10 protein-coding genes are annotated in these 12,264 nt (G+C 54.1%); 6 read left to right on the forward strand and 4 right to left on the reverse strand.

Annotated elements, in window-relative coordinates:
• Positions 1-7: 7 nt before the first annotated feature.
• The 3 genes from OH144_RS19385 to dxs form a co-directional block, all read right to left on the reverse strand.
• Positions 8-1,189 (reverse strand): MFS transporter, encoded by a 1,182-nt coding sequence (locus tag OH144_RS19385; RefSeq protein WP_266203915.1) that lies wholly within the window; start codon positions 1,187-1,189, stop codon positions 8-10.
• A 417-nt stretch (positions 1,190-1,606) separates the two neighbouring features.
• On the reverse strand, positions 1,607-2,419 hold the full coding sequence (locus OH144_RS19390) for an alpha/beta fold hydrolase (RefSeq protein WP_323134800.1): 813 nt from the start codon (positions 2,417-2,419) through the stop codon (positions 1,607-1,609).
• Between the two features lie 243 nt (positions 2,420-2,662).
• Positions 2,663-4,579: a 1-deoxy-D-xylulose-5-phosphate synthase gene (gene dxs / locus OH144_RS19395; RefSeq protein ID WP_266203916.1), complete on the reverse strand. Its 1,917-nt coding sequence runs from the start codon at positions 4,577-4,579 to the stop codon at positions 2,663-2,665.
• A gap of 341 nt (positions 4,580-4,920) precedes the next feature.
• Between dxs and OH144_RS19400 the strand changes: the two genes are divergently transcribed.
• From OH144_RS19400 to OH144_RS19425, 6 genes are all read left to right on the forward strand, one after another.
• Positions 4,921-5,691 (forward strand): segregation and condensation protein A, encoded by a 771-nt coding sequence (locus tag OH144_RS19400; protein ID WP_266203917.1) that lies wholly within the window; start codon positions 4,921-4,923, stop codon positions 5,689-5,691.
• Positions 5,692-5,795: 104 nt separating this feature from the next.
• Positions 5,796-6,872, forward strand: a complete 1,077-nt coding sequence (locus OH144_RS19405) for a lysylphosphatidylglycerol synthase transmembrane domain-containing protein (RefSeq protein WP_266203918.1) — start codon at positions 5,796-5,798, stop codon at positions 6,870-6,872.
• A 91-nt stretch (positions 6,873-6,963) separates the two neighbouring features.
• Entirely contained in the window at positions 6,964-7,479 is a 516-nt protein-coding gene (locus tag OH144_RS19410) for a lipoprotein (RefSeq protein ID WP_266203919.1), read from the forward strand.
• 195 nt (positions 7,480-7,674) lie between these two features.
• Positions 7,675-8,817: an FAD-dependent monooxygenase gene (locus tag OH144_RS19415; protein WP_266203920.1), complete on the forward strand. Its 1,143-nt coding sequence runs from the start codon at positions 7,675-7,677 to the stop codon at positions 8,815-8,817.
• A gap of 126 nt (positions 8,818-8,943) precedes the next feature.
• Positions 8,944-10,302: a chromate efflux transporter gene (gene chrA, locus OH144_RS19420; RefSeq protein WP_266203921.1), complete on the forward strand. Its 1,359-nt coding sequence runs from the start codon at positions 8,944-8,946 to the stop codon at positions 10,300-10,302.
• Between the two features lie 88 nt (positions 10,303-10,390).
• The gene (locus OH144_RS19425; protein ID WP_266203922.1) at positions 10,391-11,263 is read left to right on the forward strand and encodes a DUF1259 domain-containing protein; all 873 of its coding nucleotides are present in this window, start codon (positions 10,391-10,393) and stop codon (positions 11,261-11,263) included.
• Between the two features lie 73 nt (positions 11,264-11,336).
• On the opposite strand, the gene OH144_RS19430 is transcribed toward OH144_RS19425, so the two are convergent.
• On the reverse strand, positions 11,337-11,873 hold the full coding sequence (locus OH144_RS19430; protein ID WP_266203923.1) for a GNAT family N-acetyltransferase: 537 nt from the start codon (positions 11,871-11,873) through the stop codon (positions 11,337-11,339).
• Positions 11,874-12,264 lie beyond the last annotated feature (391 nt).

Here is a 12,264-nt window from a genome sequence, read left to right on the forward strand (position 1 = left end):
CCGTTTTTTATTTGCGCAGCAGTGGGCGCATGGAGAGCAGGCCTGCCAAAGGCCCGATAGCCAGGAGTATGAATACCCACTGCACGGGTATCACTGTAAGTAAATAACCGGTTAGCTGTATGCTGATGATGGTGATGGCAAAGCCGATGGAGGTAACCACCGTAAGCGCCGTGCCCACCAGTTGCGGTGGGGCAGCACGGGCTGTGAGCGCGGAGAACTGGGGAGAGTCGCCAGCCACTACCACACCCCAGAACAGCAGGAAGGGCAGGAGCAACGGAGGCATCTGCAGCACCCACACGCTTGCTACACAGCACAGCCCCGACAGTAGCAACTGCACAAACGCCACCCGCTCACTTCCCCAGCGCCGGGAAAGGTACCCGCCCAGGATACACCCCACAGCCCCGGCGGCAATCACCATAAAACTGTAAACTGACACTTGCGCCGGCTGCCACCCCGGAAAGGCATAGGCAAGTATAAGCGGTACGAAAGCCCATAGCGTATAAAGCTCCCACATATGCCCAAAATACCCAAAGGCCGCCGCCCGCAGCTCCCGCCCCCGGAACACCCGCAGCATGTTGTTAACCTCAAACCTAGCACCTTTGGTTAGGTAGGGCCCATCGGGCACGAGCAGGTACATCAGCAGGCCACCGGCGGCAGCCAGTAAGCTTACCGCCAGCAGCATGGTTTGCCAGGGCAGGCCAGCGCCCAGGCCGCGCAGCAGGTGCGGAAAAGCCGTGCCCAACACCAGCGCCCCCACCAGGTAGCCGATGGCCTTGCCCAACCGGCCACTGTACCAGCCGGCCGCTATCTTCATGCCTACCGGGTAAACGCCCGCCAGCAGAAAGCCTGTGGCGCCGCGCAGCAACAGCACACCCGTTATACTTGTGGCAGAGAACAGTACCAGCGCATTTGCCACCGCCCCCAGTAGTGCACACAGCAGAAACAGCAACCGCGGCGAAACCCTGTCGGCCAGCGAGAAGAAGGCGAAGCAGAGCGTGCCAAGTATAAAACCCAGCTGCACCGACGAGGTAAGCCAACCCAAGGCCTCCTGCCGCAGCCCTAGCGATGCCTGCAGTTCCGGCAGCACTGCATTTCCCGCGAACCAAAGCGAGGTGCCTGCAAACTGCGAGAACACAATGGCCGGCAAGATTCTGGCGGGAGTAGGCGCAAGGGTGGAGGCGTATGACATAAGCAGCTGCTGGTGAAGTATAAAGATACGTGTTGCTGTTAAAGTATGAACATCGCCCACCGGGTGGCAGGCTAAAAAGTATACCTGTGCCTGCGTGTTACAGGCAGCACAGCGTATGCGACAGAAGCGTTTTGAGAAATCTGGTGGTTTGAGAACCAGTGAGTTGAAAGCGGCAAGTTTAGCTAGTGCGTAAATGTGGCCGCCATACATGCAAGTTATCAACCTGCATTCTGCGTGGACAGAGAAGATAATCTGGCAGGAAACCCCTCCCTTGGTAGGAGTGGGGCTATACGTTATACTACGCCAGAATATAAAGTATAGCCCCAGACAACCATAGCCTCGCTTTCCACAGCGAAGCGGTTAAAAGCCTGCACGAAGCCCTATTTTCTACCTTTCTAACTCCCCAACTCTCAGCCCTCATCCAAAAATGGTCTCAGCAAATTTCTCAATGGCTTTGCGGGTCTCGTAGGGGCGCTCGAACATGCCCATGTGACCGGTTTTCTCCAGGAAGTAGACCATGCTGTTGCCGGGCAGGTGGCACTGCTCCAGCGCCTTCTCCAGCGGCACGGCCCCATCCTCCTTGCCAAAAATGAACAGCACCGGGAATTTAGCCTCACGCAGCACAAGGGTGCGGTCGGGGCGGTCGCGCATGGCAGCCAGGGCGCCGATTATACTTTCCTGTGGAGTGGCTTTGCCAATATTTTTCATCAGCTCGATCTCCTGCTGTAGCCGCTCTCGGTTGCCCTGGTAGAAGAGCGGCTCCGTGAAGGGGTTGATAAAGTTATCCACGCCGTGGCGCTCCACAAAGTCTATACTTTTATCGCGCTGCTCCTTCTTCTCGTCGGTGTCGGGGAGGGCGGAGGAGTGAAAGAGGCAGAGGCCCTGCAGCATGCTGCCGAACTTTTCGGCAAAGGCCATACTTACGTACCCGCCCATGGAGTGGCCAATGAGAATGCATTTCTTCAAGCCCAGCTTCTCCAGCTTTTGCTTCACGTAGTCAGCCATACTTTCCATGCTGAAGTTACGGATGCCTTGCGTGTTGTCGCCAAAGCCCGGCAGGTCGAGGGCGATGATGCGGAACTTCTGCTGCAGCGGCTCGGTGAACTCCGCCCACACGTCTTTGCTCTCGCAGAAGCCGTGCAGGAAAACCAACGTGTCGCCGGAGCCGTGGTCGGTGTAGGTGTTTTTCATTTTTGTCTGAATCAGGATTTTGTGGTTAGTAGCAAAGATAGTGAATACGTAACAGCCGAATTATTGGGTCCAACCACCCCTACCCCTCCTTAGATAAGGAGGGGTAGGGGTGGTTGGACCCAGTACTGCAGATTCAACTTCAGCATCAGGCTCGGTTTGCAGGTTCATGCCTGCAGAGGTTGTAACGTATGACGTTTCTATAAATCCTGATTCAGACAAAAACAAAAGCCCCGCAGGTTTTACACTGCGAGGCTCTGCTCTAGGTTCTTGTTTCCGCTGAGTTTATACTTTCACCGGCACGCCGGCCAGCTCGCGCACCGTGTTTTCGATATCGACTGGGGCAAAGCCAGCCTCGTGCTGCAGCTGCAGCTGTGAGCCGTGCTCGAAAATTGCATCCGGAATGCCGAGGCGCTTTACCTGCGACGTATAGCCGTTGTCCACCATAAACTCCAGCACCGCGCTTCCGAAGCCGCCCTGCAGGCAGCCGTCCTCTACGGTTATCACTTTTTCATACTTGGTGAAGATGTGGTGCAGCAGCTCGGCGTCCAGCGGTTTGGCGTAGCGCATATCATAGTGGCCCGGGTGGATGCCTTCCAGAGCCAGTTTCTGGCATACTTCCACTGCGTAGTTGCCCACGTGTCCGAAGGTAAGTATAGCTACCTCTTCGCCTTCCTGAATGGTGCGCCCTTTGCCTACCTGCTGCAACTCCAGCGGCGTGCGCCACTGTGGCATCACGCCTTCGCCACGCGGGTAGCGGATCGTGAACGGCCCCATATCTTCCTGGGAGGCAGTATACATCATGTTGCGCAGCTCCTGCTCGTTCATCGGAGCGGCCACTACCATGTTCGGGATGCAGCGCATGTAGGCAATGTCGTAAGCACCGTGGTGGGTAGGGCCGTCAGCACCGGCAAACCCGGCACGGTCGAGGCAGAAAACCACGTTCAGGTTTTGCAGGCACACGTCGTGTATCACCTGGTCGTAGCCGCGCTGCATAAAGGAGCTGTAGATGTTGCAGAACGGAACCAGGCCCTGCGTGGCCAGGCCAGCCGAGAAGGTAACCGCATGCTGCTCGGCAATGCCTACATCAAAGGCGCGGTCCGGCATGGCCGCCATCATAATGTTGAGTGAGCAGCCCGACGGCATGGCAGGCGTAATGCCCATGATCTTGGGATTCTGCTCCGCCAGTTCCACAATCGTATGGCCGAACACATCCTGGTATTTGGGAGGCTGCGGTTTGTCAGGAACTGTCTTATAGATCTCACCGGTGATCTTATCGAATAGGCCGGGTGCGTGCCACTTGGTCTGGTCTTTCTCGGCAAGGGCAAAGCCCTTGCCCTTGGTGGTAAGGCAGTGCAGGATCTTCGGACCCGGGATATGCTTCAGGTCCTCCATCACCGACACCAGGTGGTTGATGTCGTGGCCGTCTATCGGGCCGAAGTAGCGGAAGTTAAGCCCCTCAAACAGGTTGCTCTGCTTCAGGATGGCCGCTTTTACGCCGTTCTCGATCTTGGAAACGATCGTGCGGGCATCCGGGCCAAACTTGCTGATCTTGCCCAGTATTTTCCATACCTCGTCGCGCATCTTGTTGTAGGTGCGCGAGGTGGTGATGTCGGTTAAATATTCTTTGAGTGCGCCCACGTTCGGGTCGATGCTCATGCAGTTGTCGTTGAGCACCACCAGCAGGTTGGCGTTGGCCACGCCGCCGTGGTTCAGGGCCTCAAAGGCCATCCCGCCTGTCATGGCGCCATCGCCGATCACGGCGATGTGCTGGCGCTTGTCCTCGCCTTTATACTTGGAGGCTACGGCCATGCCCAGTGCCGCCGAGATGGAGGTGCTGGAGTGGCCCACGCCAAAGGTATCGTATTCGCTTTCTTTTCTTTTCGGGAATCCGGAGATGCCACCATACTTGCGGTTAGTATGAAATATGTCGCGGCGGCCGGTCAGGATCTTGTGCCCGTAGGCTTGGTGGCCCACATCCCACACCAGTTGGTCATAAGGAGTGTTGAACACATAATGCAGCGCCGTGGTAAGCTCCACCACACCCAGACTGGCACCAAAATGGCCGCCATGAATCGATACGACATCAATGATATACTGCCTCAGCTCCTGGGTCACCTGCAAAAGTTGCTCCGGCTTCAGGTTCCGCAGGTCGGCAGGCGAGTTGATGGAGGCAAGCAGCTCTCCGGGTTTGATTATCATAGAATTGTCCTTATAGACCCTTAAAACAAAAAAATCGGGTTAAAGTTTAAAAAGCACGTGCCGTGCCTTTTCTTCCAAAGCGTAAAGTTAATAAATATAAAAACACATGCCGCCACTTAATTCGTGGCAAGCGGGCATAGTAATTATATATGAAAAATTGTATACCTTCCTGAATCCGGCTGAGGCATAAGCATTCTGCTATATACATGAACGGGGTAAAATAGTTGTGAACCATGCCTCGCCTGTTTAGGTTGAAGCAGAGAGGCGGTCGTTCAGGTTCCGCCTAAAATGATTATTTTTGCCACCTGCGCAGCCACACGCGCCCCAAAATGAGTTGATAAGTGAGTTTCGAGATAAGATTACCGCTGTTTGAGGGTCCGTTCGACCTGTTGCTGTTCTTTATCGAGCGCGATGAGCTCGACATACACGACATCCCGATCTTCCGGATCACGACTGAGTTTGTGGGCTACCTGCAGCAGCTGGAGCAGCTGAACATTGAGGTAGCCAGCGATTTTATACTTACCGCCGCCACCCTGATGCGCATCAAGGCTAAAATGCTGCTGCCACGCGTGGAGAAGGACGAGGAGGGCAACGAGATAGACCCGCGTGAGGAACTGGTGCAGCACCTGCTGGAGTACAAGAAGTATAAAAGCGCCGTGCCGGACCTTTCGTATATGGAGGACCAGCGCATGGCCCAGGAGAACCGCGGCAACATACATCAGGAGCTGCAGCAGATCGCCAATGCCAACCACTTCGAGTACGAGCTGCAGGACCTGAGCCTCTACAAGATCATGCGCGTGTTCGAGAAGGTGATGACGCGCTTTGAGGAGGAGCAGAATAAGCCGAAGCATACCGTTATCCAGTATCCGTATACCATCGAGGGCCAGCGCGATATTATCCTGGGCATGGTGCAGCAGCGTAACCGCGTGGCCTTCTCCAGGCTGATCGAGGAGTTCCCGGACAAGATCGGTATGATCTTCAATTTCCTGGCTATTCTGGATATGCTGCAGCTCAACCTGATCGGGCTGGAGGTAGGTGAGGGCTTCAACGATTTTTTCATTACCGAGGCTGTAGGACAGGCTACCCAGGTAACGCAGCTGCTGGTAGAGTAGCAGTTGGGCCACCAACTCCGCCTGGTTTTGGGCGTATTCCTAATTGTTCATAGCTTTACGCGCGCCTTGGCCCAGAGCCGTTTCAGGGCCAATTACCACGTCAGATGGATCAGAACAAGAAAACCATACTTAAAAGCTTTAGCCCGGTAAAGGTGCTGATCCCGGTGTTGCTGGGCCTGGCCGCCACTGCCTGGCTTTTTATAAAGGACGACAAGGTAAGCGAGCTGAAAGGTATAGCCCAGGCCAATATCTGGTGGCTGCTGGCGGCGCTGGTAGTGCTGGTTGTCCGCGATGCCGGCTATATGTACCGGATACGATCGCTGACCGATAAATTCCTGACCTGGCGCAACAGCCTGGATGTGATCATGCTCTGGGAGTTCGCCTCGGCCGTAACACCCTCCGTGGTGGGCGGTACCACGGTGGCCACTATCATCCTGAACAAAGAAGGCATCCCGCTGGGCAAGTCGCTGGCGTATGTGATGCTGACGGCGGTGCTGGATAACATGTTCTTTATCGTGGTGGCGCCCATTGCGCTGCTGCTCACGCAAGGCGCCGTGTTCCCCACCTTCAACCTCGACCCATCGGACGTGGCCAAGCTGCAGTCTGCCTTCTATATCAGCTACAGCCTGATTGCGGTGTATACCTTTATCATGATCTACGCGCTGTTCGTGCGCCCGCGTGCCTTTAAGTGGCTGCTGCTCAAGATCACCTCCATCGGGTTTCTGCGCAAGTGGCGCGTAAACGCCTTTCAGCATGGCAACGAGATTGTGTGGGCGTCGGAGCAGCTGAGAGGTAAAGACTTTAACTACTGGGCGCGCGCCATCCTTGCCACCATATTTGTCTGGAGTGCCCGTTACTTCCTGCTCAATTGCCTCATCGCGGCCTTTGTGGATGTCTCTTTCAGCGAGCATCTGCTGATCCTCTCCCGCAACCTGATCTTCTGGATCGTGATGCTGATTGCCATTACGCCGGGCGGTGCGGGTATCGTGGAGATGGCCTTCCCGAGCTTCTTCGGCCTGTTCCTGGGAGGCTTCGCCAGTGTCGTGGTAGTGCTCTACCGCCTCATCACCTATTATCCGTACCTGATCCTGGGGTCCATCTTCCTGCCTAAATGGGTAGCCAAGGTGTTTGGCCGGCAAGCGCAGGAGCAAGAGGAGCTGGCCGAGGAGTATAAACGCTAGCGGCAAAGAAAGTATAACGGCGCCGCCGCGTTTGTGAGGTATGGCCGAAAGCCGTACCTTCATCTGTCCAAAGTATAAAGTATACCCTTTGATGAAACGATCCATCTGGCCACTGCTTGCCCTGCTTCTACTGGCAGGCTGCAATGGCAGCAACACCGCCCTGAACGAGAAACTGAAAGCCGCCGTAACCCAGGGGGAAGTTGGCCCGGAAGGCTACAAAACTATCCGCATGGCCGAGCTGACCGATTTTGACTGGGACTTGATGTACTTCTTCCAGCCAAACGAAGACAAAAAATCCATCAGTGACGTGATCGGGTTTAAGTGGGAGGGAGACCCTGTGCCTGATAACCACCGCCGCCTGCTGTTTGTGAAGGACGGGGAAGTGGTTTCTTATGTGGATTACTACTACAACGACCTGCCTTTATTCGTGTATGGCTGCGAGGCCGACAAATGGATTTACCCGAAAGGTCGCTCCGAGTTTGCCAGCTTTAAGTATTGCAGCGGGGAGAAGGAGGTCTACACGTTTATACCTGTGCCCTGTGTGGAGAACATCCGGCTGCTGATGGATAACAAGTGCCCTGAGGGAGAGGCTCCTGTGGCGGAGTAGGTATAGAAGTCGGCCCATGCCGGCTTTTTTTATGTGGCTGTATGCCCTTTAATTGCTCCGGTAATCTAAGGCTGCAAAGCAAGCAACATGCGTAAAAAGAGTAGCAAGGCCTTGCCCGTGCAGTACCTGTAAGTATAGCGTCGGGGGGCAGTTTATAAAACTTATTGTGTCAACGTCTATCAAACTACTAGCCACATGAAAGCCATTGTGATAGGAGGAGGAATCGGAGGCTTGTGCGCGGCCCTTGCCCTTCAGAAAGCGGGCATGGAAACAACCGTTTACGAAGCGGCGCCCAGGATTATGGGGCTTGGAGCAGGAGTGGGGCTGGCAGCCAACGCCATACAGGGCCTTGCCCGCCTGGGCTTAGCCGATGAGGTAATTGCGCGCGGCAAGCAGCTGGAGGCGCTCGTAATTTTTGATGAGCATGGCAGCGTGATCAGCAACATGGATACCCGGCCCCTGAGCAACAAGTACGGCATCAACAACTTTGTGATCCACCGCGCCGACCTGCACGAGGTGCTCTGCAATCACCTGCATCCCGGCTCACTGGTGCTGGGCAAACGCTGTGAGGAGGTTATGCAGGAAGGTGAGCAGGTGCGGGTCATGTTTACGGATGGAAGTTATGCCACTGCCGATCTGCTTATTGCCGCCGATGGCATCAGTTCGGTGGTGCGCCAGCAACTGGTGCCGCAAAGTATCCCACGTTACGCCGGTTATACTTGCTGGCGCGCCGTGATCGACAACCCCGGAGTGGCCATCAACACCATGATCTCGGCAGAGACCTGGGCTCCCGAAGGCCGGGTAGGGATTGCCCCATTGCAGGGCGATAAGATATACTGGTATGCCTGCATCAACGCCCCGCAGCGCGACGAAAAAATGCGCCGCATGACACCTGAGAAGCTGGCCCGCCACTTTGAAAACGTACATTCGCCGGTAGAGATGGTGCTGGCGTCAACCGCTCCGGAGCAGCTTATCTGGAACGACATTGCAGATTTAAAACCGCTAAAGCATTTTGTGTATGGCCGTGTGGTGCTGTTAGGTGATGCCGCCCATGCTACTACGCCCAACATGGGGCAAGGGGCTTGCCAGGCGATAGAAGACGCCGTGGTGCTGGCGCAATGCCTGCAACAGGAGCCGGTGCTGGCAAAGGCCCTTAAAAAGTATGAGAAGCGCCGAATGCCCAGAACCGCCAAAGTAATCGCACTGTCGAGGAGGCTGGGGGAGGTAGCACACTGGCGTCACCCATTGCTGGGCCGCATCCGCAACACGCTGTTTCGCGCCATGCCAAAGTTCATCACCCAGCGGCAGATGGAGGACTTGTATAAGGTTGACTTCTGAATCAGGTATCAAAGGTAACATTGAGGTTAAAGCAGGTTTATATCTTTGCTGCTGGTGCAGGCTATTCAATACCACAGGCGTTAAGGGGCTGCAGCCGTTAATCAGTTACGAGCTAATTTCTTACCTATGCAAGCCGCCGACACAAGCGCCACCACTACCTTGGCTAATCAGAAGCCCAGTTTTAGAGAAGCCTTCTTCTTTTGGCTGAAGTTAGGCTTTATCAGCTTCGGCGGGCCGGCCGGTCAGATCGGCATTATGCATGCGTTTGTTGTGGATCAGAAGAAATGGGTATCAGACTCCAGGTTTCTGCATGCGCTCAACTACTGTATGCTGCTGCCAGGACCGGAGGCGCAACAACTGGCTACCTACATCGGGTGGTTGCTGCATGGGGTGAGAGGAGGTTTAACGGCAGGGATCCTGTTCGTGCTGCCCTCGGTGTTCATCCTGCTGGCATTGAGCATCGTGTATGTTACCTATGGCAGTATACCTTGGGTGGCGGCACTATTTTATGGGCTAAAGCCTGCCGTAGTAGCTATAGTAGCCCTGGCTTTGATTAAGATTGGTAAGAAAGCGCTGGTCAACTGGCTGCACTACGTGCTGGCCCTTCTGAGCTTTGTCCTGATCTTTTTCCTGGACGTGCCATTTCCGCTCATCATCCTGGGCGCAATTGTGGTGGCTGTCCTTATGCTGAAGGTGTTCCCGGCTGCCCTGCAACGGCGTGGGGGAGAAGAGCAGAAAATAACCGACGAGTCGGGCTACTACATTAATGCCGCGACAGTGCTGCCTGATACCGTATTCAGCTGGAAGAGGGTCAGTAAACAGTTGGCTGTCGCCGCCTTGCTTTGGGTAATCCCTTTCCTGTTGTTTTACCTCCTGCTGCAGGATAGCAGCTTCTGGAGCAATCTTTCCCTGTTCTTCACCAAAGCTGCTTTGGTGACCTTTGGCGGTGCCTATGCCGTGCTGCCTTATGTGGCGCAGGTAGCAGTAGAAAAGCTCAACTGGCTCAACAATTATCAGATGATCGATGGCCTGGCGTTGGGCGAAACCACTCCGGGACCTCTCATTATGGTACTGGCCTTTGTGGGGTTTATGGCAGGCTACAACCACTTTGCCGGCTCCCTGCTGATGGGCACAATCGGACTGGCAGTCACTACCTACTATACCTTCCTGCCTTGCTTCCTGTTCATACTGGTAGGTGCCCCGATTGTAGAAAGGACACAAAGCAACACCTCTATCAAGGCCATTTTAAGTATAGTGACGGCTGCTGTCGTGGGTGTTATTCTGAACCTGACAGTTTACTTTGGGCAGGCGGTAGTGCTCAGGAAAGGAGCTGGAGCGTTGGCAATAGACTACTTTAGCCTTGGCTGGATCGTTGTCTCTATACTGGCCATGTACCGGCTTAAAGTAGGTATGATTCCCTGGATAGCAGTCAGTGCACTGGCGGGTTTGGTGATGTACCTGTTAGGTTACTTTCAGCCCATCTAAATAAACACGATCTTAGTGACTCCAAAGAGATTAATTAGCAGTGATTTATCGTAAAAGGGAGCATGCCTATACCTTTTACACGATGACTATGAAAAGAATAACCGCTTCCCTGATCCTGTACCTCTGGCTTGTATCTGTTGCTATGGGCCAGCACGCTGCTGTGAATCAGCAGGCAAAGAAATTAAATATAGCCGCAATCGAGCAGGTGCTCGGCCTGAAGGGACAGGAAAACAATGGGGAGTATAAGGTAACCGTGCCGCAGCATGATGTGCAGGTGGAAGTAGATGGCTTTAAGATCATTCCGGCGATGGGTATGGGAAGCTGGGCTGCCTTTAGTCCTGCGCCGAATGGTGCTATGGTGATGGGGGGTGTTGTGCTGAAAGAGGAGGAGGTCGCGCCTGTGCAGCAGGTGGTTATCGGCAATGGCTTAACCACTACAGGTTTGCACAACCATTTTGTGCGGGAGAAGCCCGACATCATGTACATGCACATCGGGGGTAGCGGAACAGAGGAAGTTTTGGCAAAGGGAGTGAAAGCCGTATTGGATAAGATAACAGCGTTAAGAGGCGGAGACCCCGGTAAGGCAAAAGCGGAGCAGGTTCAGAACTCGCTGGATGTGCAGCAGATTGCCTCTATACTTGGCCACGAGGGAGAAAGGAGCAGCGGTGTTTATAAAGTTACAATAGGCCGGCCCGATGTAAAGCTGCAGGAGCATGGGCAAAAAGTAAGCCCTTTTATGGGCTTCAACACCTGGGCCGCCTGGCAGGGTACACCGGAACGTGCTGCTGTGGCCGGCGACTTTGCCATGCTGGAGGATGAGATGGCACCTGTGATCAAAGCCTTGGTAGAAAATGGAATAGAAGTAGTAGCCGTGCATAACCACATGGTACACGAAAAGCCACGTATCTTCTTCCTGCACTACTGGGGCGTGGGACCTGTTGAAAATTGGCAACGGGCTTGAAAGCTGCGCTGGATCAGACGGGCAAATCTGAAAGCAACAGCCATCAGTAAATTTACACCTGCTATTGCGGGCTTTATCTTAAGTTATTGTTGTCTGCTTGTCTACTGATCAGTCGCCAGTAGATCATCTCATCATCTCTGACGGTTTCCTGCATGCCTAACTTTTCCAGCAGCCGGATCGAAGCCGTGTTTTCCAGAAGGCAATTTGCTGTAACAACTTTCACCTGAGGGTGGCGAAAGGCCCATTCCACAAGGGCCCTGGCCGTTTCAAGCCCGTAACCTTTCTGCTGCTCCTGCTCGATAATAGAATAGCCAATGTCTACAACCCCTTCCTGATTCGGTGCCCCTTTAAAACCAGCATCTCCAATAACAGTGGCATTATGTTGCAGCACGATCATCCACGATTCAAACCCTGTTGGCTCCGGCAGTTGCTCCAGCCGTTTAATGATCCGGGGCAAGCTGTCCATGCTTTCCTGATCAGGCCAGAAGCGGGTAGGCTGCAGGCCGATCCCGGCTAGTATATTTGTGTTAAAGGCTAAAAGCGCCCGCGCCACCGGAAGCGTGAAAGGGACAAGTACGAGTCTGTTGGTATAAATGGGTTTGATAGACATAATATGGAAGTTTTGCTGTTGGCGAACTAACAGCGCAAGAAGACTCCTGCTCTACATTCCTGCCGCAAGCTTAGCGGTAGCGTAACTAGCGGCTGTGCATGATGCAAGTTTTCAACTTGCTTTATGCGGCAGCAGAAAAGCATACGTTCGCAGAAGTATACTCTGGGAATGCCACTAAAGTATAAGCTATACTTCTATAGGAACAGCTATTTCTATCCTTGCTTCTACAAAGCAGTCACAAACTGCTGCTAAGTTTAACCACAAGTTACGCTGGCGCTAAACTTGCGGTAGGAGGGTTTGAAAACAAGGCGAATTATCTTCTGTGCCGCAAGTTTAATTCTATCACTCGCTGTTTCGGATTTGTAATCCGGAACTCTTGTACTTGCGGAGT

Origin of the sequence: Pontibacter kalidii, assembly GCF_026278245.1 — a bacterium.
Lineage (GTDB): Bacteria > Bacteroidota > Bacteroidia > Cytophagales > Hymenobacteraceae > Pontibacter > Pontibacter kalidii.